This is a genomic window from Novosphingobium sp. EMRT-2 (assembly GCF_005145025.1).
GTDB lineage: Bacteria > Pseudomonadota > Alphaproteobacteria > Sphingomonadales > Sphingomonadaceae > Novosphingobium.
On the sequence record NZ_CP039695.1, the window covers coordinates 80,935 to 103,285 of the forward strand.

The window sequence follows — 22,351 nt, forward strand, 5'->3', positions numbered from 1 at the left end:
AGGACGGTTGACGATGTTTCTCGGGACCGTGTCAACTTCGTCAACTTCGCTGCCCATCCCAACAAGGACACCCCTGCTCATGCGCCGTATTCTTCTCGCTTCCGCGGCCCTTGCCGCGCCGTTCCTGCTCGCCGCGCCGGCCCACGCCGATGAAGGCATGTGGACGTTCGATGCCTTTCCGGCCGCGACGATGAAGAAGGATTATGGCTGGGCGCCCGATCAGAAGTGGCTGGACCGCGTGCGCGCCTCCGCCGTGCGGTTGACCGGTGGCTGTTCGGCCAGCTTCGTTTCGCCCGATGGCCTGATCCTCACCAACCATCATTGCGTGGTCGAATGCGCGCAGAACCTTTCGACGCAGCAGGCTGATCTCGTCGCCAACGGCTTCATCGCCGCCCGGCGCGAGGAGGAGCGCAAGTGCCCCGGCCAGCAGGCCGAGGTCGTCACCGCGATCACCGACGTGACGGCCGACGTGAAGGGTGCGATCGGCGCGCTGGTGGGCGAGGCGCTGGTCAAGGCGCGCGACGCCAAGATCGCCGAGATCGAGAAGGCCGGATGCAAGGATACCGCGACCACGCGCTGCCAGGTCGTCACGCTGTTCGGCGGCGGGCAGTACAAGCTCTACACCTACCGCAAGTATTCCGACGTGCGCCTGGTCTGGGCGCCCGAGTTCCAGGCCGCGTTCTTCGGGGGCGATCCGGACAACTTCAACTATCCGCGCTATGCGCTCGATGCCTCGTTCCTGCGCGCTTACGAGAACGGCAAGCCGGTGAAAGTGGCGGCGTTCCTCAAGTGGAGTCCGCGCGCGCCGCAGCCCGGCGAGGCGACGTTCGTGGTCGGCAACCCCGGCTCCACGCAGCGCCTGTTCACTTCCGACCAGCTCGCCTTCCAGCGCGCGGTTTCGCTGCCGCTGAACAACCGCGTGCTGTCCGAACTGCGCGGACGCCTGCTTTCGGCGATGGAGCAGAACGCCGAACGCAAGCGCGAGGGCGGCGATACCCTGTTCGGCATCGAGAACAGCCTCAAGGTCTATATCGGGCGCGAGCAGGCGCTGAACGATCCGGCTTTCGTCAAGGTGCTGGCCGATAACGAGGCGGCGCTCAAGGCGAAGGCCGCTGGCAATGCCGCGATCGGCAATCCGTGGGGCGATGTCGCCAAGGCCGTCAGCGCCTATCGCGATCTCTACGTGCCCTATCGCTTCATCCACCCGATGAGCGACCTTTACGATTACGCGCAGTCGCTGGTCCGCGCGGCGGACGAACGCGCCAAGCCCAATGCCGAGCGGCTGCCCGGCTTCACCGATTCGCAGCTGCCGCTGCTCGAAAAGGAAGTGCTGGACGAACGGCCGATCTATCCGTGGCTGGAACAGTTGAAGCTGGAATGGAGCCTTTCGAAGGCGCGCGAGGCGCTGGGTGCGGACGATGCGCAGACCAGGCTGATGCTGGGCCGGGAATCGCCCGAAGGGCTGGCGGCGCGGCTGGTGGGCGGCACCACGCTGGCCGATCCGGCGGTTCGCAAGGCGCTGTGGCAGGGCGGCAAGGCAGCGATCGATGCCTCGACCGATCCGCTGATCGTCTATGCCCGCCAGCTCGACGCGCGCGATCGGGAGCTCCAGAAGCAGGTCGACGAACGCTATCAGGGGCCGCTGGCCGCCGCCGGGGCGAAGCTCGCTGATGCACGGTTCGCCGCCTATGGCGACAGCGTCTATCCCGATGCCACGTTCACGCTGCGCATCAGCTACGGCAAAGTCGCGGGCTGGAAGGAGCGCGGGCAGGACGTGGCGCCGGTAACCACCATGGGCGGCGCGTTCGCGCGCGCCACGGGGGCCGATCCGTTCGTGCTGGCCAAGGCGTTCGTTGCCAACGAAGCGAAGATCGACAAGTCCACGCCCTATGACTTCGTGACGACCAACGACATCATCGGCGGAAACTCCGGTTCGCCCGTGGTGGACAAGGACGGGGCGGTGATCGGCGCCGCGTTCGATGGCAACATCCATTCGCTGGGCGGCAACTATGGCTACCAGCCCGAAGTGAACCGCACCGTGGTGGTGAGCACGGCGGCGGTGCAGCAGGCGCTGGAAAAGATTTACCCCGCTCCGGCGCTGGTCAGGGAACTTTCCGGCAAGTGAAGCGCTGACGGTTCACAGGGATCGGGGGCGGAGGTGCTGTCGCGTGCGGCACGCATCTCCGCTTCGGCCCTGCCGATATAATCGCGCGTCAACGGCACGGCATCGCGGTTGCGCATGATCTGGAACTGGAAGTTGACCAGCCCGCCGTATTCGAAGGCGGTCGCCGCGCCTGCCAGATAGAACATCCACATGCGGTAGAACCGCTCGTCGTAGAGTTCGACGATGCGCGCGCGGTTGGCGGCGCAGCGCTTGTACCATTCGCGGATGGTCAGGCCATAGTGCCGGCGCAGGATCTCGATATCGCCCAGCATCAGCTTGTGCGGCTCGATCGCCGCCAGCGTCTCGCTCATCGCCGGGATATAGCCGCCGGGGAAGATGTATTTCCGGGTGAAGGCATCGGTGCCGCCCGGCGGATCGGACCGGCCGATGGTGTGGAGCAGCATCACCCCGTCGTCCGCCAGAAGATCGTGGCACTTGCGGAAGAAGGCGGGGAAGTTGGCGACGCCGACATGCTCGAACATGCCGACCGAGACGATCCGGTCGAACCGCCCGGTGACGTCGCGATAGTCGGTGAGGCCGAAGGTCACCTTGTCCGCCACGCCCTCGCGATCGGCCCAGACCTTGGCATAGGCGATCTGTTCCTTGCTTAGCGTGACGCCGTGGACTTCGACGCCGGCCACCCGGTGCAGATGCAGCGCCAGGCCGCCCCAGCCGCAGCCGATGTCGAGCACGCGCATCCCCGGCTTCAGCGCGAGCTTGGCGGCGATGTGGTCCATCTTGGCGATCTGTGCCTGCTCCAACGTGGTGACGCCGTCCGCCCAGTAGGCGCAGGAATACTGCCGGCTGGCATCGAGGAACAGGTCATAGAGCGGATCGCCCAGGTCATAGTGATGCGCCACGTTGCGGCGCGAGGCGGTGCGCTGGTTGATCTGGTCGATCCGGCTGACGATCCGTTCGACGATCCGGCCGCCCAGTCCCTTGGCCTCGAAATCACCCGAGCGCTCCCACGGGTTGTTGCGCCGCGCGAACGTGATGAAGTCCAGGATATCGCCGCCCTCGATTTCGACGCGTCCGTCCATGAAGGTTTCGGCAAGGCCCAGCGTGGGGTGGCGCGCGATATAGCCCGGCACGCCGGCGTCGAGCAGGCGCAGGCCCAGATCGGGCCAGCCCGGTTCCGCCGTGCCATAGGTGCGCACCTTGCCGGAATGTTCGGTGAGGGTGAGCGTACCCCGGCGGATGATCCGCCTGAGCACGCGGTCCAGCAGCAGCATCGACATCGCGGGCGACCTCATTTTGGTGTTCGAGGACGCAGCCTAACGATGGTTAGCCAGATTGGGGACAGGAATTTGCGCCGCAAACCGGATAGATAGACCGGATCGGCTGAACCGGCCTGTTCCTTCAGCCGAGCGCGGCCTGCTTTTCGTCCGCCAGCCGGTCGAGTTCCGCGCGGCTCATCTTATGCGCGGCGGTCTTGAGCTGGCCGCAGGCGGCGTCGATGTCGCGGCCGCGCGGGGTGCGCACGGGCGCGCTGATGCCGGCCTCGAACACGATTTCGGCAAAGCGCTTGATCCGCTCTGGCGTCGAGCATTCATAGGGCGCGCCGGGCCAGGGGTTGAAGGGGATCAGGTTGACCTTCGCGGGCAGCTTGTATTGCCGGATCAGGCGGACGAGCTCGCGGGCGTCGTCGTCGCTGTCGTTCTTGTCCTTCAGCATCACGTATTCGAACGTGATGCGCCGGGCGTTGGAGGCGCCGGGGTAGTCGGAGCAGGCCTGCAGCAGCTGGTCCAGACCGAACTTGCGGTTGATCGGCACGATCTCGTCGCGCACGTCCTTGGTCACGGCATGGAGCGAAACGGCAAGGTTGACGCCGATTTCCTCGCCGCACCGTTCCATCATCGGCACCACGCCGCTGGTGGAGAGGGTGATGCGCCGCTTCGACAGGGCGAGGCCGTCGCCGTCCATCACCAGCTTCAGCGCATCGCGCACGTTGTCGAAGTTGTAGAGCGGTTCGCCCATGCCCATCATCACGATGTTGGTTAGCAGGCGCCCGTCGGAGGTATAAGTCCGCTCGTCCTCGTCTTCTTCGAGGCCCGCCATCGATCCCTTGGGCCATTCGCCCAGCGCATCGCGCGCCAGCATGACCTGGCCGACGATCTCGCCCGGCGTAAGGTTGCGGACCAGGCGCATTGTGCCGGTGTGGCAGAAGCGGCAGTTGAGCGTGCAGCCCACCTGGCTGGAGACGCACAGCGTGCCCCGGTCGGCATCCGGGATGAACACCATCTCGAAATCATGGCCGTCCGCCGTCTGCAGCAGCCACTTGCGCGTGCCGTCGCTGGAAACCTGCGCGGCGACGATCTCGGGCCGGCCGATGACGAAGCGTTCCGCCAGCCACGGGCGCATGGTCTTGGCGATGTCGGTCATCGCGTCGAAATCAGTGACGCCGCGATGGTACAGCCAGTGGAACACCTGCTTGGCGCGCAGCTTGGCCGCCTTGGCGTCCAGCCCGGCTTCGGCGAACAGTTCGGCGATGCGCGGGCGGGGAAGGCCGATCAGATCGACGCGCCCGTCAGCGCGCGGCGTGACCTCGCGGGGGACGGGAACCGGATCGACGTGTCCCGGGATCGGCATGATCGGAATGGCTGTCATGGCGAGCCATATACGGATTTTCCGCGAAATCGCCAGTCCCGAGCGGCCGGGGTGTCAGCGGCGCAGCCAGCCGGTGATCGAAAGGCGCGGCCCGCCGGCGAAAGGGGCGACGTGCGAGACGCTGTGGACTTGCGGCACTTTCAACAGATGCAGCGCATTGAACCGCGGTTTCAGCGCGTGGGTCACGTCGCCCTCGCCATCGTGGAACTGGAGCAGGCCGCCCCATTCGGTGCGCCATTCCGGGGTGAGGTTGAGGACATAGGCGGCCACGCGGTTCTTGCCGTCGACATCGTCGTCATGCGCCGTGAGGAAGTGCCCCGGCAGGTAGCGCGTCGCCTGTCCATCGACCATGGCAATCTCGGGAACGCCCGTCAGCCGGCTGAATACATCGAGCCATTCCGGCGTGTTGAACGCTGATACCAGATCGTCGATCGGCAAGCCGCGCGCCGTCCGCTCCGCCGGATCTTCCGAAACGCGGACGCTGTCGAACAGGAACTGGAAGCCGTGGCGGGCCTGGTCGTGTATGATCTTCGTCATCTGCTCGGCCTGGTGGGCGGACAGAGCTTGCAGTTCCCCGATATCGAGATCCCAGGTCTTCGCCTCCTGGTTCATCACGCGCATCCATGGCGCCGTATCGGTAAGAAAGGCGCAGAGACGGGTTGCGGCATCGGCATCGAGCACCGGTTCGATTCGGGCGTGCCCCTCGATGGCTAGGGCGTTCGCGGCCGCTTCCATGGCCTGGGGAGCGATAGCGGGGGCAAACAGGGTCATGCGCGATCATCCGGACGGCAATGGCTGATGGCCCTTACCGCGCAGGGTAATGCAACGCTACCCGTTCGCGTGCGCACGAACATTGCGGCGACGGGCGGGTTCCCCCGCCCGTCGCGCGCACGGGGGCGTTCATCGCGGCAGGTGTTGTAAAAATATCGCAGCATTTTCGTTGTGTTAGGTTCATGAAACAAGCTGCGCCGTCATCCATTCGAGGAGTCCTGTCGGGTCGCAAACCGACAGACAACAAGCGAATGGAGTGAACAATGAAGACTATCTGCGCCATCCTCGCCACCGGCACCGCGCTTGCGCTGGCAGCCCCCGCGTCCGCGCAGGAGGCTGCCCCTTCGGCCACGTTCAAGGGGCCGCGCGTCGGCGTGACCTTGGGCTACGACAAGAGCCGGTCGGGCAGCAGCGTCGACATCGACAATACCCGTAATTTCAAGCAATCGATCGATGGCCTGCTCTATGGTGGCGAGATCGGCTATGACGTGCCGCTGGGCAGCAACCTTGTGGTCGGCGCCGATGCGGAACTGACCGACAGCACCGCGAAGTGGACCGCGCAGGGCGCGCGTCCCAACACGTTCAATCTGGGCCGCGTTTCGGCCGGCCGCGATGTCTATGTCGGCGCGCGGGTCGGTTATGCGATGTCGCCCAAGACGCTGCTCTACGTAAAGGGCGGTTACACCAACGCCCGTTACGGCGTGCTTGGCAGCGACGGCACGACCACGCTGGATCAGCGGATCGACCTCGATGGCTACCGCGTGGGCGGCGGTCTGGAATATGCGTTCAGCCCGAAGACCTTCGGTCGGATCGAATACCGCTATTCGCACTACGGCAAGGGCGAGTTCGATTTCGGCGGCCAGACGCCGGACAGCAGCCGCTTCAACGTGGACACCGACCGTCATCAGATCGCGGTGACCTACGGCCTGCGCTTCTGACGAAAGCAGGCTGATCCGCTTGCGGGCGGGAAGGGCGGGCCGGGGGAAACTCCGGCCCGCTTTTTTCATGGCTGTCCTACCGGCCGGCGCATCCCAGCGCGGCGGCGTCCATCGCGCTGGCCGCGCCGGCAAGGCGGTAGGTATCGCGAAACAGCCGGCCATCGCGGCCGCGTGCCGATACCGTCATTTCGCGCCCCGATCGCAGCGCGGCGACGATGGCCGCATCCATGCGCGGGTCCTGCGCCCAGGCATCGGCCTGCCCTGTCGCCAGTTCGAACGACTGCCCCGCCAGCGACAGAACCGCGCGGCCGCTTGGCCCGATCCGACGCGAAAGGCGGATGTGGATTTCGTTGCGGGCATTGCGCCGGGGCCAGATGCCGACGGTGAAGAACGGCTGAAAATCGCGCGGCCGGCCTGTAACCGGCTGCGCCATGGCGATGGCATAGCAGCGCGGCACGGCGGAATCGCGAAATGCGCCCCAGTCGTTCCAGATGCCCAGGCTGTCGCGCGCGGCGGCGGGCGCGGCTGGCAACAGGCCAATCAGGCAGGCAAGAAGGAGCAGGCGGCGCAAGGGCTTATTCCCCGATCAGGTCGAGATAGGCGATCACGTCGTTGTCGGTCGCCAGGAACAGGCCGTCCTGCACCGCTTCGGACTGCGCGGCGGCGATGTCTAGCGCCTTGGTCAGCGGGCCGTAGAACAGCGTTTCCGCCGCGCCGCCTTCGGGGCCGCCATCGAGATGGTAAAGCCGCACCGTCGCGTCGCCATGGGTGGTGCGCATCAGTCCGTCTCGCGCTCGGTGTCGCGTAGCGCTCCATCGAGCAGGCGTTCCGCGCGCGCCGCCTCCAGCGCATCGCGCTGCTTTTCCGTCTTGGTCCGGCCGAACTTCGCGCGGTTGGACGCCGCCTGCCCCTGCGCCGCATCGCGGGCCTTGGCCTTGCGGGCAAGGCGCAGGTTAACGACATCGCCCATCAGGCGTGCTCGATTCCGCGTTCGGCGCCGAACAGTACCCGTTCCCGGCCGCCTTCGATCAGCGCCACCGAGCCCTGCACCAGCGACGGCGCGATCGGCACGCCATGATCGGGGTGGACCGGATAGCCGGCCATCATCCCGCGCAGCACGCGGCTGGAGATGCCGTGCATCACCACGATGTGATCGCGCCCGTCGGTGAGCCCTTCGTACTCGATCGCGTCCAGCCAGCATTCCAGTCGGCTGGCGATGGCCGGATAGTCCTCGCCATCGGGGGCGGGGCGCAGCAGGTGATCGGCCAGGATCACCGGCCCTTCCTCCGCTTCCACATCGGCGTAGCGGCGTTCGCACCACGATCCCATGTCGATTTCCTTGAGCGCGTTCGACCGGCGCGCCTCGAACCAGTCGAGTTCCAGCGCCTCGGCGATGATCGCCGCGGTCTGCAGCGCGCGCCCGGTTTCCGAGATGTGCAGCACCACCGGCGGCCGCGCACCCAGTTCCTCGCGCAGCGCCTTGCCCATGGCCAGCGCCTGTTCGAATCCCTGCCGCGTCAACGGGGTATGAATGTGGTTGGACTGGAGCCGGGCGGAGGCGTTGTACACCGTTTCGCCGTGGCGCATGATGAAGAAGCGGCCGGATTTCATGCGCCGCTGGTATCAGCAAAGCGCGGCACATTCCAAGGGGTCAGGCGGGATCAGGGTAGGAGATGGAGACGATTTCCCACTCCTTCTCGCCGCCGGGCAGACGCACCACGCGCAGATCGCCAACCCGTGCGCCGCGCAGGGCACGGGCGATCGGAGCGCTCCAGCCGATCCGGCCGGCGCTCGCGTCCTGCTCGTCATCGCCCACCAGCGTCAGCACCTTGCGGTTGTCGTCCTCGTCCGCAATCTCGGTCGTGGCGCCGAACAGCACGCGCGAACGGTCCTCCTGCCTGGCGGGATCGACCACGCGCGAAGCCTTCATCCGCCGCGCCAGCCACGCCAGTTCACGATCGATCTCGCGCATCCGCTTGCGGCCGTAGAGGTAGTCCCCGTTCTCGGACCGGTCCCCGTTGCCGGCGGCCCAGCTCACCACCTCGACGATCTGCGGGCGTTCGGTGCCGAGCAGATGATCGTACCGCGCGCGCAGGGCGGCGAGGCCGGCGGGGGTTATGGGATTGCCGTCTGGTTTCATCGGTGCGGTATTAGCCCAAGCGCCGTGTCTGGAAAGAGGATTTGGTTCACGCAACCGCGTCTGCGCGCGAACCCAAATCAGCCGGGAGACGGTTTGCCGAGGAAGTGGCTCATCGGGTTGGCGCCGGTGTAGCTTGCCTTGTCGGGGTTCATTGCCTCGTAGACCACCGCGTTTTCGAGCACGCGCTGCACATAGTTGCGCGTTTCCGAAATTGGGATGCGTTCCAGCCAGTCCATCCAGGCGATGCCGCCGGTGCGCGGATCGCCGTTGGCGCGCAGCCATTTGTTCACGTTGCCCGCGCCCGCGTTGTAGGCGGCGACGGCCAGTGGATAGCTGCCGTTGTAGTAGCTCATCAGGCGCTGGAAATAGGCCGAGCCGAGCTGGATGTTGAAACCGGCATCGTCGATCAGCGCCTGCGAACTGAACGAAAGGCCCAGCTTGCCGGCCTGTTCGTTGGCGGTGCCGGGCATCAGCTGCATCAGCCCGCGCGCGCCGGCGTGGCTGATCGCATTCTGCGCGAACTGGCTTTCCTGCCGGGTGATGGCGTGGACCATCGTCCAGGTATCGCGGCTGTTGTCGGGCACGGGAATCAGCGGGAAGGCGATGTGCTGGAAATCCAGGTAGCCGCGCGCGCCGGCGGCTTGCCCCACGATCACGCCCAGATCGCGCCGGCCCAGCGATCGGGCAAGGTCGGCCACCAGCATGTGCTGCCCTTCGCTCTGCTGCTGTTCGGCGATTTCCTTGAAGAAGCGCACCGTGGTCCGCCAGTCGGCATTGCGGGCGACTTCGCGCACGGCCTGCGTGATCGGCGCGTTCTGGAAGCGGGCGCGCTCGTCCGGAGTCGGTTGCGCCGTCGAATCCACGGCAAAGCGCGGCACCGGCTTGCCCAGCCGTTCCAGCGCGAGCAGGCCGTAGAACTGGTCGGCATATTGCGCGGCCATGGCGAAATAGCGTTGCGCGTCGGCCCCGCGCCCCGCCTGTGCCGAGGCGAGCCCGGCCCAGTAGAAGCCCTTGGATCGCGTGCCCGGCGTGCGCGCGGCGGCGCCATAGCGGTAAAACAGAGGGGCCGCGTCGCTGCCCGCCCCCAGGTTCCACAGCGCCTGCGTGCCGCCGAGCCACATCAGCGAGGTATAATCGTCGCGCAGGTCATAGGGCATCTGGCTGACGTCTTCGCCCTGATCGAACGCATCGTCGATGCCGGCCGCGATTCGCACGGTGCTGCGGGTATCGCCGGCCGAAGCCGCGCCGCGCGCGTTGATCAGCAATTCGTCGACCCACTTGGCGCGATCCAGCGGCTTGCGCGCGAGCGGCGGGCGGCTGGCCAGCAGGGCACGCGCCGAAGCGCCATCGCCGTTCTTCCGCAACTGGCGCACGCGCTGATAGACGAAGCCCGGATCGCTGTTCAGCACTTGCCCGCTGATGCCGGCCGCCGCTGCATAGGGATCGGTTCCCTGCAGCGCGGCAAGGCGTGCCGCGTCGATCGGACGGCGCGCGGGCGAAACCCAGGCGAGTTCGCGCGCCGCCTGGCCCGCCGCGCCGGCCCACAGCAGCGCGTCCATGCGCGCGTCATGATCGTCCTGGGTGAAGGTGTTGCCCCAACCCGCCAGTAGCGAGGATTCGGCCGAATCGCTCATCGCCCCGCCGCGCCAGGCCGCCCTGGCCATTTGCGCGGCTTCGGGCCGGCCCAGCGCTTGCAGCGCCAGCGCATATTGCGCGCGGCCGGGGTTGGTCAGCGGAGGTTCCCGGTCGAAGAACGCCACCAGCCGCGCGGGATCGGCGAAATCCCGGTCCAGCGCGCTTTCGGCATAGCGGCGCAGCTTCTCCTCGTCCGGAAAGCCGGGGTAGGACAGCACGAAGCCCGCATAATCGTTGAAGGCGAAGCGGTTCGACGAGGTCAGCAGCTTCCAGCGTTCGACGGCGAACGACATCGGCCCCTGTTGCGAGGCGGACAGCTGCGCGCGTGCCTGGTCCCAGGCGCTGCCGTCATTGTCGCTCGCGTGGCAGGCGACGGATGCGGCGAGGCCCGGCAGGACCAGCGCGGAACAGGCGAATTTGCGAAGCACGGTTTTCACGTCCATGCTGGACATCCTATGGAACGGCTCCTTATCAGGCGCTGAACATGCCCGGTTCGTCGGTCAAAACCAACCACAACGGGCCGATCACCGCCGTTCTTGCGGCAAAATGAGGAACAAAGTCCATGTTTTCCGGCTCCATTCCGGCTCTGGTGACTCCTTTTCGCGACGGAGTGTTTGACGAGAAGGCGTTTCGCCGCCTTGTCGACTGGCAGATCGAGAATGGCTCGAAAGCGCTCGTTCCCTGTGGCACCACCGGCGAAGCCTCCACGCTGTCGAACGCGGAACACCATCGCGTGATCGAAGTCTGCGTGGAGCAGGCGGCGGGCCGCGTTCCGGTGATCGCGGGCTGCGGCAGCAACGATACGATGAACGCGCTGCTGCACATGACGTTCTCGCGCAAGAGCGGCGCGGCGGCGGCGCTTTGCGTCGCACCGTATTACAACCGGCCGAGCCAGGCCGGGCTGATCGCGCATTTCAGCTATCTGGCCGAACACAACGAACTGCCGATCATCCTCTACAACGTGCCCGGCCGCACGGTGACCGACATCCTGCCGGAAACCGTGTGCGAACTGGCCAAGCGCTATCCGGACAAGATCGTGGGCATCAAGGATGCCAGCGGCGATCTTTCGCGCGTCACCGATCACCGGATGGGCATCGGCAAGCATTTCTGCCAGCTTTCGGGCGACGATGAACTGGCGCTGCCGGCTAACGCCGCGGGCGCGGTGGGCTGCATCTCGGTCACCGCCAACGTCGCGCCCAAGCTCTGCGCCGAGTTCCAGCAGGCCTGCGCCGACAACGACATCGCCAAGGCGCGCGAGCTGAACGACCGGCTCTATCCGTTGCACTACGCGATGTTCGAGGACGCTTCGCCCGGGCCGCTCAAGTACGCGCTGACCCGCGTGCACGACTGGCTGACCGAGGACATGCGCCTGCCGCTGGTGCCGTGCAGCGATGCCGCGCGCAAGGCGGTAGATGCGGCGCTGGCGCACGCGGGGCTGGTATAAGCGCGACGCCCTCTCCCATCATGGGAGAGGGCGCGTGGCCGGTCAGTTCATGTACCAGCCGTGGCTGGCCACCAGCGATTGCCCGGTAAGCGCGTTGGTGGGGAAAGCGGCCAGGAACAGCGCGACTTCGGCGATGTCGTCGACCGTGGTGAATTCGCCGTCCACGGTCTGGCCGAGCATGACCTTCTTGATGACGTCCTCTTCGGAAATGCCCAGTTCCTTGGCCTGTTCGGGGATCTGCTTGTCGACCAGCGGCGTGCGCACGAAGCCGGGGCAGATCACGTTGGTGCGCACGCCCTTAGGCCCACCTTCCTTGGCGATCACGCGCGACAGGCCGAGCAGGCCGTGCTTGGCGGTGACATAGGCGGACTTGAGCGGCGAGGCTTCCTTGGAGTGGACCGAGCCCATGAACAGCACCGTGCCCGAACCCTGTTTGTACATGTGCGGCAGCACCGCCTTCGAGGTGAGGAACGCACCGTCGAGGTGGATCGCCAGCATCTTCTTCCAGTCCGAAAAGGCGAATTGTTCGACCGGGTTGACGATCTGGATACCCGCGTTGGACACCAGCACGTCCACGGTGCCCCAGGCATCGACCACCTGCTGCACGCCGGCATTGACCTGGTCTTCCTGCGTCACGTCCATCGCCACTGCCATCGCCTGACCCGGGTGGTCGGCGTTGATGCCGTCCGCCGCCGTCTGCGCCGCCTCGATCTTGAGGTCGGCGATCGCGATCTTGCCGCCCGCCGCGGCATAGCGCTTCGCGATGGCGAGGCCGATGCCGCTGGCCGCGCCGGTGACGATGCAGACCTTGTCCTTGAGTTCCATTTACTTGCTCCGGTTGCTTTAGGGGCGGTCCCCGAAAAGATTCTGAGATTCAGGCGAGATCGAGCGTGGCGATGCCCCGGGCGGGCGGGTGCCGCTTCTTCCAGCGCGGGCTGGCGAAGGAACGGCGCACGTCGTGCATGCCCGCCTGCCAGTGGCCTTCCATCGTCATGCGCGAAAATTCGTAGTCCTTGCTCTGCGTTTCGTAATCCTCGCCCCGGTTGATGAGATGCAGGATGGTGACGGGGCTGTCGCACGAATTGGCGCGCAGCAGCGCCACGTCGGGATCGTTACGCAAGTCCTCCGGCAGCTTGTCCGACAGCCGCGCGGCGGCGGCTTCGAGCGCCTCGATCCGCTTCTGCATGTCAGTGTTGAGCCGGGTGCGGCTGGAATAGCGGATGTCCTTCTCGCGCTGCGCGGCTTCCGCCAGCGTGCGCGGCATCAGCCCGCGCGCGCTGAACAGGTCGACCTGGAAGACCAGCAGCGGACGCCCGTTTCGTTCGTCGAGCACGTATTGCAGCGGCGTGTTGGAAACGATGCCGCCGTCCCAGTACGGTTCGCCGTCAATCATCACCGGCGGGAACCCCGGCGGCAGCGCGCCGCTGGCCATGATGTGTTCGGGCTCGATCAGCCGGTCGCGGTTGTCGAAATAGGCGAAGTTGCCGGTCAGCACGTTGACCGCACCTACGCTGAACCGGGTCGGGCCGTCGTTGAGAAGGTCGAAATCGACGAGATCGAGCAGGGTCTGCCGCAACGGCCCGGTATCGTAGAGGCTGATCGCTTCGGGCGATCCCGGCAGCGCCAGCCACGGCGGGGTCAGGCGCGGGGTGAAGAAGCCGGGAATGCCAGTAAGCGCGACGGTTGCCGCCGCCGCCTCGTTGAACACGCGCCGCCCCCAGCCTTCCGCGAAAGGCGACGGGAAGGGGACGCGCGAGGACGCCTGTTCCCAGAATTCACGCAGCCGCCGCGCGCGCCGTTCGGGCGGGTTGCCCGCTATGAGCGCCGCGTTGACCGCACCGATCGAAATGCCGGCGATCCAGTCCGGCTCGTGTCCGGCTTCGGCCAGGGCCTCGAACACGCCGGCCTGGTAGGAGCCGAGCGCGCCGCCGCCCTGCAGGACGAGAACGACTCGTTCCCGGTCATCCGCCTGATTTCGGTCTTCAGATTGCCGGACCTTCGATCTGGCCATGCGCTGCTCCGTTTGCGAATCCCCGCAGAGGAAATTCCAGCCCGGTTTGTGCACTGCAACGAAGGAAGTGCAAGAGCGGTTCCCGTGCCTGCGACCTTGTTTCGCACCGTTTCGGGCGGGAGCGGTCGCTATTTGCTTGCGGGGTTCCAATTCGGCCGCCGCGCACCTACATGCTCGATACCATGGCCCGTCCGACTCCCGTTGCTTTCGACAAGAAGAAGATCGTCGCAGAGAACCGCCGCGCGCGCTTCGATTACCATATCGAGGACGTATACGAGGCGGGAATCGTGCTGACCGGAACGGAAGTGAAATCGCTGCGCTTCGGCGAGGGATCGATCGCCGAAAGCTATGCCGAGGTCAAAGGCGGTGAGGTGTGGCTGATCAATTCCAACGTGCCCGAGTTCAGCCATGGCAACCGTTTCAACCACGAGCCCAAGCGCCCGCGCAAGCTGTTGCTGAAGGAGCGCGAGATTTCCAAGTTCCACGGCGCGGTGGAGCGCAAGGGCATGACGCTGGTGCCGCTGTCGGTCTATTTCAACGGCCGGGGCCGGGCGAAGGTGGAACTGGCGCTGGCCAAGGGCAAGAATGCGGCGGACAAGCGGACCACGATCAAGGAACGCGACTGGAAGCGCGAAAAGGCGCGGATCATGAAGGAGCACGGGTGACGCGCTTCACCGGTTTGAAAGCGGGACGGCGCTAGAGCGGCAAAAATCGCCCCGATGGCGGGCTGGCGGGAAACGGGTGGAACGCAGGACGCGATGTTCGACAGGATCGTGAAATGGGCGCAGGCCAACATGCCGACGCGCGAACAGATGGAGCAGAACCGCTTTGCCCGTCCGCTCGCCGCGCGTCATGAACTGTGGCGGTTCACCCGGCGATCGGTGCCGCGCGGCGTGGCGGCGGGCTTGTTCATCGGCATCTTCGCGCTGATTCCCGGCGTGCAGATCGTGGGGGCGGCGCTGATGTGCGTGCCGTTCCGCGGCAATATTCCTCTGGCCGCGCTGATGACGTTCATCTCGATTCCGCCGACCACGCTGTTCGTGTTCCTGCCGGGCGCGATCTGGGTGGGCAACAGCTTCGGCTATCACGCCGATTTCCTGACGGTGCGTGAACTGGTCACGCGCGGCGCCGGCGCCGGCGAATGGCTCGCCTGGCTGGGCAGCGACGCGGCGCCGTCGCTGTTGATCGGCCTGTTCCTGATTTCGCTGCTCGCCGCCGTCGTCGGCTATGTCCTCTCGGCGCTGGGCTGGCGCTGGTGGACCGGTCACAAGCGCCGCTCACGCCTGATGCGCGCCGCCGCGCGGGATCACGCCGAATGAACGAAGCGCCGCTCGCGCTTGGACCTGTGGCGCAGGACGCCACGGCGCCTTGGCGCGAATGGCTGTTGCTGGGCGGGGCGCTGCTGGCGACCGCCGTGCTGCTGTGGGCGGTTTCGGGCGAGCCGGTGGTCGCCGTGGCCTTTGCCGGTGGCGCGCTGCTGCTGGGCGGGGCGCTTCGGCTGGCCCTGCGCCTGCGCCCGCAGGTCGCCACTCCCGATTTCGCCGCCCCCGACTGGTCGGTGACTCACGCCGCGATCGAGCGGCCGGACATGGGCATCGCCATCACCGATCGCGCCGGCCGGCTGGCCTGCGCCAGCCTGCGCTTCAGCGAATGGTTCGGCCTTGGCGCCGCGCCGCCGCGCCTGCCGGTGTCGAAGCCGCAGGCCGAAGCGCTCGACGCCGCCGCCCGCACCGCCTGGCGCGACGGGCGCGCGACGCTGGACCTGATCGAAACCGCGACCGGCCGCTGGAGCGGCGAAGTCGCCCGCGCGGGGCGGGGCGAGGATTATCTCGTCTGGCGGTTCACGCCCGTGAACCAGCGCGATCTGGTGGCGGAAATGGTGGAGCATATCGGCGGCAAGGTGGGCCGCGCGCTGGCCCGCGAAAGCATCCAGGCCGCGGTCGTGGCGCCGGACGGGCGCATCCTGGCTGGGAATACCGCGTTCGCCAGCCGCGCTAGCGGGGAAGAGAACGGCGCGGTGGCCGGGACCGAGTTCGTGGCCTGGTTCCGCTCCGACGAGCAGGAGCGCATCTACTACGCGCGCGAAGGCGCCAAGGGCATTCCGGTGCGCTTCATCCACATGCCGGTGGCAGACCCTGACGGCGGCATCGATGCCGATCCCTCGCACACCGCCTCGCTGTTCATCCTGCTCGACAACCAGGGCGGGGTGGGCGATGCGCGCACCGGCTTGCCGCAGATTGAGGCGCTGCTCGCGCGGCTGCCGCTGGGCCTGGCCATGACCGACCGCGACGGACGCTTCCTGTTCGCCAACCGGGCCTTCCTGCGCGCGGCGGGCCACGAAGATACGATGCCACCGCCCTATCCTTCGGACCTCGTCATCCGCGAGGACAAGGGCGCGCTGGCCGATGCCGTACGCCGTTACGCGCAAGGGGCGCCGACGGCGGGCGACGTGGCGGTGCGCCTGCGGTCCTCGCCCGAGGAGCCGGTTTCGCTAAGCCTTGCCGGCGTGCGCGGGCTGGGCGATGGCGCGGTGCTGCTCAGCCTCAAGGATTCGAGCGAGGAAACCCGCCTCAAGCGCGAGATCGCGCAGGCCACCAAGATGCAGGCGGTGGGCCAGCTTGCCGGCGGCGTGGCGCACGATTTCAACAACGTGCTTACCGCGATCATCGGCTATTGCGATCTCATGCTGATGCGCCACACGCCGGGCGACAGCGATTACGACGATATCCAGCAGATCAAGGCCAATTCCAACCGCGCGGCATCGCTGACGCGCCAGCTGCTCGCCTTCTCGCGCCAGCAGACGCTGCGGCCCGAAGTGCTGCAACTACCCGACGTGGTGGCCGAGGTTTCGACCCTGCTCAAGCGGTTGCTGGGCGGCAAGATCCAGCTCGAAGTGACGCACGACCGCGACCTTGGCTTCGTGCGCGCCGATCCGGTGCAACTGGAGCAGGTGCTGCTCAACCTGGCGGTAAACGCGCGCGATGCCATGGCCGACAACAAGAGCGGCGGGGTGCTGCGGCTGATGACGCGGCGCATCACCGCGGCCGACGTGCGCGGCATGAAAAGCGATATCCTGCCGATCGGCGATTACACGGCGCTGATCGTCGAGGACAACGGTCACGGCATCAAGCCGGCGCTGCTCGGCAAGATCTTCGAGCCGTTCTTCACCACCAAGGAAAAGGGCAAGGGCACCGGGCTCGGGCTTTCGACGGTCTATGGCATCGTCAAGCAATCGGGCGGGTTCATCTTCGCGGAAAGCGAGGTAGGCCGAGGCACGCGGTTTTCGATCTACCTGCCGGTTCATGCCCCCGATCCGGCAGCCAGCCTGGAAGGCCCGAAGCCGAAGGCTGATGTCCGGCGCGAATGGAGCGGCGGTGGGCGCGTGCTGCTGGTCGAGGACGAGGATACCGTCCGCGCCGTGGCCGAACGCGCGCTGGTGCGGCAGGGCTACGAAGTGACCACCGCCGCCGATGGCGAGGAGGGGCTGGAAGCGATCGGCCGCAGCGGGCCGTTCGATCTCGTGGTCAGCGACGTGGTGATGCCCTCGATGGACGGTCCCGCCATGGCGCGGGAGATTCGCCGGTTGAAGCCCGATCTGCCGGTGCTGTTCATGTCGGGCTATGCCGAGGAGCAGTTGCGGCGCGATATCGACATCCCCAACATGCACTTCATCGCCAAGCCGTTCTCGGTGGCGCAGATCGTCGCGGCGGTGGAGAAGGTTTTGCGCGGCGAATAAGATCGTTACCATTCAATATGATGCATGATTCTTCGCGGGTACCGGAAAAAATTCCTGTTCCCATCTTGTTCTAAAGGAACAAAGTAGGTACATAGTCCCCGTTGACGGTTCAGGTCAGCCATCTCTAGCAAGGGACGAGAAGCCATGGCGGCGCAGCTCAAGCTCATTCAGGAAGGCAAAGACAAGGAAATGGATCGTCAGAAGGCGCTTGATGCGGCGCTCGCCCAGATCGACCGGGCATTCGGCAAGGGCTCGGTGATGAAGCTCGGCTCGAAGGAGGCCATGCAGGTGGAAGCGATTTCCACCGGGTCGCTCGGGCTGGACATCGCGCTTGGGGTGGGCGGCCTGCCGCGCGGTCGCGTGATCGAAGTCTATGGGCCGGAAAGCTCGGGCAAGACCACGCTGGCGCTGCACGTCATCGCCGAAGCGCAGAAGAACGGCGGCACCGCCGCGTTCGTCGACGCCGAACACGCGCTCGATCCGGTCTATGCCAAGAAGCTGGGCGTCAACATCGACGAATTGATCGTCTCGCAGCCCGATACCGGCGAACAGGCGCTGGAAATCACCGACACGCTGGTCCGTTCCAACGCGATCGACGTGCTGGTGGTGGACTCGGTCGCCGCGCTTGTTCCGCGCGCCGAAATCGAGGGCGAGATGGGCGACAGCCACGTCGGCCTCCAGGCGCGCCTGATGTCGCAGAGCCTGCGCAAGCTGACCGGTTCGATCAGCCGTTCGCGCTGCATGGTGATCTTCATCAACCAGCTGCGCATGAAGATTGGCGTGATGTACGGCAATCCCGAGACCACGACCGGTGGCAACGCGCTCAAGTTCTATGCCTCGGTCCGTCTCGACATCCGCCGCACCGGGCAGATCAAGGACCGTGACGAGATCGTCGGCAACTCCACGCGCGTCAAGGTCGTCAAGAACAAGGTGGCGCCGCCGTTCAAGCAGGTCGAGTTCGACATCATGTATGGCGAGGGCATCTCCAAGATCGGCGAGATTCTCGATCTCGGGGTCAAGGCCGGCCTGGTCGAGAAGTCGGGCGCGTGGTTCAGCTACGATTCGATCCGAATTGGCCAGGGGCGTGAGAACGCGAAGAACTACCTGCGCGAGAACAAGGAAGTTTGCGACCGTCTGGAAGCCGCCATTCGCGGCCGCACCGAACAGGTTGCCGAAGGACTGATGGCGGGGCCGGACGCGGACGACGACATCTGATCCTTCAGGCTGACGGGCGCGGGCATCTTCCTCTCGCTCGCGTCCGTCCAGCCAGACCAAAGAACCGGCACGCTCCCCGGCAGGAGCGGTGCCGGTTTCTTGGCGTCGGGGATGATCGGGAAGAAGGCGAACGGACATGACGGACATCGGCGAATGGCAGGGCGGCGTGGGCCGGAGCTGGGCGGACGAGCACGCCCGGACGGACCGCAGCTTTTCCCGGATGACGCCGCATCTGCTGGAAGCAATTGGTCAGGAACCGGGGCGGCGCATCGTCGATATCGGCTGCGGCGCCGGCGAACTCTCGCTCGCGCTCGCGCGAGCCCGTCCCGATGCAATGGTGACCGGTGTCGACGTTTCGGCGGACCTGGTGGCGGCCGCGTCCGCGCGGGCTGCCGGATTGGACAACGTCCGTTTCGCCGTGGCCGACGCCTCGACCTGGCGGCCGGAGGAGGTGCCGGACCTCTATGTCTCGCGCCACGGCGTAATGTTCTTCCCCCAACCGCCGGCCGCATTCGCGCACCTTGCCGCCATCGCAGCGCCGGGTGCGCGAATCGTCTTCTCCTGCTTCCGCACCCCGCGCGAGAATCGCTGGGCAAGCGGGATCGCGTCCCTGCTGCCGGAATCCGCTGCCTCCGCGCCCGCTGATCCCTTCGCGCCGGGGCCGTTCGCCTTCGCCGATCCCGATCATGTGCGCACCTGCCTGAGTGGGTGGCGGGACGTGACGTTCACTCCGGTCGATTTCGACTACATCGCAGGAGCCGGGCCTGACGCCGTGGCCGAAGCGCTGGCCTTCTTCGGCCGGATCGGCCCCGCGGCGCGGGCGATTCGCGTGATGTCCGAAGCGGAGCGGCCGGCCTTCCTAGAACGGCTGGCAAATCTGCTCGAAAGCCACCGTTCGGGCGACGTCGTGTCGTTCCCGGCGGCGGTCTGGCTGATGCGCGCGACGGCCGAATAGCATGTGCGATCACATTGATCGGCGAAACGTGCTTGTTCCGGGCCGAACGCTCGCTTAATCGGCGGCTCATGACGTCGACGAACGAAATCCGCCGGTCCTTCCTCGAATACTTCGGCTCGCACGGGCACGAGGTGGTGCACAGCGCGCCGCTGGTGCCCTACAATGACCCGACCCTGATGTTCACGAACGCGGGCATGGTCCCGTTCAAGAACGTGTTCACGGGGCTGGAAACGCGCGCCGTGCCGCGCGCCACGTCCTCGCAAAAGTGCGTGCGTGCCGGTGGCAAGCACAACGACCTCGACAACGTGGGCTATACCGCGCGCCACCACACGTTCTTCGAGATGCTCGGCAACTTCTCGTTCGGGGACTACTTCAAGGAACAGGCGATCACCCACGCCTGGACGCTGCTGACGCGCGAATGGGGACTGCCCAAGGACAAGCTGCTCGCCACGGTCTATCACACCGATGACGAGGCGTTCGAGCTGTGGAAGAAGATCGCCGGCCTGCCCGAGGATCGCATCATCCGCATCGCCACCAAGGACAATTTCTGGGCGATGGGCGATGATGGCCCGTGCGGGCCGTGCTCGGAAATCTTCTTCGACCACGGCGATCACATCTGGGGCGGCCCTCCGGGATCGGCCGAGGAAGACGGCGACCGCTTCATCGAGATCTGGAATCTCGTGTTCATGCAGTTCGAGCAGGCCGCCGGCGAAATCGTCGGGAACCTGCCCAAGCCCTCGATCGATACCGGCATGGGACTGGAGCGCGTCGCGGCGGTACTGCAGGGCGAGCACGACAACTATGATACCGACACGTTCCGCGCGTTGATCGCGGCGTCCGAAGGGCTGACCGGGGTTAAGGCGGAGGGCGACCAGCGCGCCAGCCACCGCGTGATCGCCGATCACCTGCGTTCCACCAGCTTCCTGCTGGCGGATGGCGTGCTGCCCTCCAACGAAGGGCGCGGCTATGTGCTGCGCCGGATCATGCGCCGCGCCATGCGCCACGCGCACTTGCTGGGCGCGAAGGAGCCGTTGATGCACCGGCTCGTCGGCGCGCTGGTGACGGAGATGGGCCAGGCCTATCCCGAACTCGGCCGCGCACAGCCGCTGATCGAGGAAACCCTGCTGCGCGAGGAAGTGCAGTTCCGCCGCACGCTCTCGAACGGGCTGAAGCTGCTGGACGAGGCAACGACGGAACTGGGCGAGGGCGACAAGCTGCCCGGCGAGACGGCGTTCCGCCTCTACGACACGTTCGGCTTTCCCTATGACCTCACCGAGGACGCCTTGCGGTCGCGCGGGATCGTGGTCGACAAGGACGGCTTCGATGCGGCGATGGCGCAGCAGAAGGCGGCGGCGCGCGCGGCTTGGAAGGGATCGGGCCAGACCGCCGACAGCGAAGTGTGGTTCGACATTGCCGAACGCGAAGGCGCGACCGAGTTCACCGGCTACACCGCGACGAGCGGCGAGGGGCAGGTCGTCGCGCTGGTGAAGGACGGCAAGGAAGTCCCTTCGGCGAGCGCGGGTGACGAGGTGGTCGTCCTGACCAACCAGACTCCGTTCTACGGCGAATCGGGTGGCCAGACTGGCGATAGCGGGGCGATCACGGGGGCCGATGGCCTGAAAATCGTGGTGAGCGATACGTCCAAGCCGCTCGGCCGGCTGCACGCGCACCAGGGCAAGGTCGAAGCCGGCACGATCAAGGTGGGCGATGCGGTGGCGCTGGCGGTCGATACCGCGCGCCGCGATGCGACGCGCGCCAACCATTCTGCCACGCACCTGCTGCACGCAGCGTTGCGCCACCGGCTGGGCGCGCACGTCACGCAGAAGGGCTCGCTGGTCGCGCCCGACCGCCTGCGCTTCGATTTCTCGCACCCGACGGCGCTCAGCGCCGAGGACATCGCGGTGATCGAGGCCGAAGTGAACGCCGAGATTCGCGGCAACGAACCGGTCACCACGCGCCTGATGACGCCGGACGACGCGATCGCCGCCGGGGCCATGGCGCTGTTCGGCGAAAAGTATGGCGACGAGGTGCGCGTGCTGAGCATGGGCAGCGCCGGCGCGGAGCATCCCTATTCGGTGGAGCTGTGCGGTGGCACGCACGTTCGCGCGCTGGGTGATATCGGCGTGTTCCGCATCGTCTCCGAAAGCGCGGTCAGTTCCGGTGTGCGCCGGATCGAGGCGCTGACCGGTGAAGGCGCACGCCAGTGGCTGGTGGGCCGCGAGGAAGCGCTGAAGCACGCTGCCGGCCTGCTGCGCACCACGCCCGAGGAAGTCGAAGGCCGCGTCGCGGCGCTGCTCGACGAACGGCGCAAGCTGGAACGCGAACTGGCCGAGGCCAAGAAGGCCCTCGCGCTGGGTGGCGGTGGCGGGTCGAAGGCCGAAGCCGCCGACGAGGACGTGGGCGGGGTGAAGTTCGCCGGCCAGGTGCTCGAAGGGCTGGACCCCAAGGAACTGCGCGGGTTGCTCGATCAGGCGAAGCAGCGGCTAGGATCGGGCGTGGCGGTGATCGTCGCGGTCAACGATGGCCGCGCCTCGATCGCGGCGGCGGTGACCGATGACCTGACCGGCAAGGTCAGCGCGGTCGATCTGGTGCGCGCGGGCGTGGAAGCACTGGGCGGCAAGGGCGGCGGTGGCCGTCCTGACATGGCGCAGGGCGGTGGTCCGGACGGCGCGAAGGCGGCCGAAGCCATCGTGGCGGTCAAGGCCGTGATCGCCGGATAGCGACAAGCCGGGCGG

The 22,351-nt window shown here is 66.6% G+C and carries 20 protein-coding genes; 9 read left to right on the forward strand and 11 right to left on the reverse strand.

Annotated elements, in window-relative coordinates:
- Positions 1-79 precede the first annotated feature (79 nt).
- Complete coding sequence (locus tag FA702_RS00470; RefSeq protein ID WP_136954559.1) at positions 80-2,125, forward strand: S46 family peptidase; 2,046 nt, start codon at positions 80-82, stop codon at positions 2,123-2,125.
- Here FA702_RS00470 and FA702_RS00475 read toward each other — a convergent pair.
- The 3 genes from FA702_RS00475 to FA702_RS00485 all read right to left on the reverse strand — a co-directional run bounded on the left by FA702_RS00475 (position 2,083) and on the right by FA702_RS00485 (position 5,542).
- Complete coding sequence (locus FA702_RS00475) at positions 2,083-3,396, reverse strand: cyclopropane-fatty-acyl-phospholipid synthase family protein (RefSeq protein WP_136957178.1); 1,314 nt, start codon at positions 3,394-3,396, stop codon at positions 2,083-2,085. The two genes, FA702_RS00470 and FA702_RS00475, sit on opposite strands and share 43 nt — an antisense overlap.
- Positions 3,397-3,523: 127 nt before the next feature.
- Positions 3,524-4,771, reverse strand: a complete 1,248-nt coding sequence (gene rlmN, locus FA702_RS00480) for a 23S rRNA (adenine(2503)-C(2))-methyltransferase RlmN (protein WP_136954560.1) — start codon at positions 4,769-4,771, stop codon at positions 3,524-3,526.
- A 54-nt stretch (positions 4,772-4,825) separates the two neighbouring features.
- A complete protein-coding gene (locus FA702_RS00485) occupies positions 4,826-5,542 on the reverse strand; it encodes a 2OG-Fe(II) oxygenase family protein (protein WP_136954561.1) in 717 nt (238 codons plus the stop codon).
- 263 nt (positions 5,543-5,805) lie between these two features.
- On the opposite strand from FA702_RS00485, the gene FA702_RS00490 reads away from it, so the two are divergent.
- Positions 5,806-6,480 carry an outer membrane protein gene (locus FA702_RS00490; RefSeq protein ID WP_136954562.1) on the forward strand — a complete coding sequence of 225 codons (675 nt, stop codon included), beginning with the start codon at positions 5,806-5,808 and terminating at the stop codon, positions 6,478-6,480.
- A gap of 76 nt (positions 6,481-6,556) precedes the next feature.
- Here the strand turns inward: FA702_RS00490 and FA702_RS00495 are convergent, their stop codons facing one another.
- From FA702_RS00495 to FA702_RS00520, 6 genes are all read right to left on the reverse strand, one after another.
- Positions 6,557-7,051: a hypothetical protein gene (locus FA702_RS00495; protein WP_136954563.1), complete on the reverse strand. Its 495-nt coding sequence runs from the start codon at positions 7,049-7,051 to the stop codon at positions 6,557-6,559.
- Between the two features lie 4 nt (positions 7,052-7,055).
- The gene (locus tag FA702_RS00500) at positions 7,056-7,259 is read right to left on the reverse strand and encodes a hypothetical protein (RefSeq protein ID WP_136954564.1); all 204 of its coding nucleotides are present in this window, start codon (positions 7,257-7,259) and stop codon (positions 7,056-7,058) included.
- Complete coding sequence (locus FA702_RS00505) at positions 7,259-7,450, reverse strand: DUF4169 family protein (protein WP_136954565.1); 192 nt, start codon at positions 7,448-7,450, stop codon at positions 7,259-7,261. Before FA702_RS00505 ends, FA702_RS00500 begins: the two co-directional genes overlap by 1 nt.
- Entirely contained in the window at positions 7,450-8,091 is a 642-nt protein-coding gene (locus tag FA702_RS00510; RefSeq protein WP_125955888.1) for a phosphoglycerate mutase family protein, read from the reverse strand. Before FA702_RS00510 ends, FA702_RS00505 begins: the two co-directional genes overlap by 1 nt.
- 40 nt (positions 8,092-8,131) lie before the next feature.
- Positions 8,132-8,620 carry a GreA/GreB family elongation factor gene (locus FA702_RS00515; protein ID WP_136954566.1) on the reverse strand — a complete coding sequence of 163 codons (489 nt, stop codon included), beginning with the start codon at positions 8,618-8,620 and terminating at the stop codon, positions 8,132-8,134.
- A 77-nt stretch (positions 8,621-8,697) separates the two neighbouring features.
- Positions 8,698-10,698, reverse strand: coding sequence for a lytic transglycosylase domain-containing protein (locus tag FA702_RS00520; protein WP_255504650.1), 2,001 nt, complete (start codon positions 10,696-10,698; stop codon positions 8,698-8,700).
- A gap of 119 nt (positions 10,699-10,817) precedes the next feature.
- On the opposite strand from FA702_RS00520, the gene dapA reads away from it, so the two are divergent.
- The gene (gene dapA, locus FA702_RS00525) at positions 10,818-11,699 is read left to right on the forward strand and encodes a 4-hydroxy-tetrahydrodipicolinate synthase (protein WP_136954568.1); all 882 of its coding nucleotides are present in this window, start codon (positions 10,818-10,820) and stop codon (positions 11,697-11,699) included.
- A 42-nt stretch (positions 11,700-11,741) separates the two neighbouring features.
- Here dapA and FA702_RS00530 read toward each other — a convergent pair whose 3' ends face one another.
- Both FA702_RS00530 and FA702_RS00535 read right to left on the reverse strand, forming a co-directional pair.
- Positions 11,742-12,524 carry a 3-hydroxybutyrate dehydrogenase gene (locus tag FA702_RS00530; protein WP_136954569.1) on the reverse strand — a complete coding sequence of 261 codons (783 nt, stop codon included), beginning with the start codon at positions 12,522-12,524 and terminating at the stop codon, positions 11,742-11,744.
- 49 nt (positions 12,525-12,573) lie between these two features.
- Positions 12,574-13,710 carry a patatin-like phospholipase family protein gene (locus FA702_RS00535; RefSeq protein WP_136954570.1) on the reverse strand — a complete coding sequence of 379 codons (1,137 nt, stop codon included), beginning with the start codon at positions 13,708-13,710 and terminating at the stop codon, positions 12,574-12,576.
- Positions 13,711-13,892: 182 nt separating this feature from the next.
- Between FA702_RS00535 and smpB the strand changes: the two genes are divergently transcribed.
- From smpB to alaS, 6 genes are all read left to right on the forward strand, one after another.
- Complete coding sequence (gene smpB, locus FA702_RS00540; RefSeq protein WP_124808682.1) at positions 13,893-14,375, forward strand: SsrA-binding protein SmpB; 483 nt, start codon at positions 13,893-13,895, stop codon at positions 14,373-14,375.
- Positions 14,376-14,468: 93 nt separating this feature from the next.
- The gene (locus tag FA702_RS00545) at positions 14,469-15,029 is read left to right on the forward strand and encodes a DUF2062 domain-containing protein (RefSeq protein WP_136957179.1); all 561 of its coding nucleotides are present in this window, start codon (positions 14,469-14,471) and stop codon (positions 15,027-15,029) included.
- Positions 15,026-17,446 carry a response regulator gene (locus FA702_RS00550; RefSeq protein WP_136954571.1) on the forward strand — a complete coding sequence of 807 codons (2,421 nt, stop codon included), beginning with the start codon at positions 15,026-15,028 and terminating at the stop codon, positions 17,444-17,446. The genes FA702_RS00545 and FA702_RS00550 overlap by 4 nt, the downstream gene beginning before the upstream one ends.
- Before the next feature lie 144 nt (positions 17,447-17,590).
- Entirely contained in the window at positions 17,591-18,661 is a 1,071-nt protein-coding gene (gene recA, locus FA702_RS00555; RefSeq protein WP_136954572.1) for a recombinase RecA, read from the forward strand.
- Between the two features lie 136 nt (positions 18,662-18,797).
- Complete coding sequence (locus tag FA702_RS00560; protein ID WP_136954573.1) at positions 18,798-19,616, forward strand: trans-aconitate 2-methyltransferase; 819 nt, start codon at positions 18,798-18,800, stop codon at positions 19,614-19,616.
- Between the two features lie 68 nt (positions 19,617-19,684).
- Positions 19,685-22,336 carry an alanine--tRNA ligase gene (gene alaS / locus FA702_RS00565; RefSeq protein ID WP_136954574.1) on the forward strand — a complete coding sequence of 884 codons (2,652 nt, stop codon included), beginning with the start codon at positions 19,685-19,687 and terminating at the stop codon, positions 22,334-22,336.
- Positions 22,337-22,351: the final 15 nt, after the last annotated feature.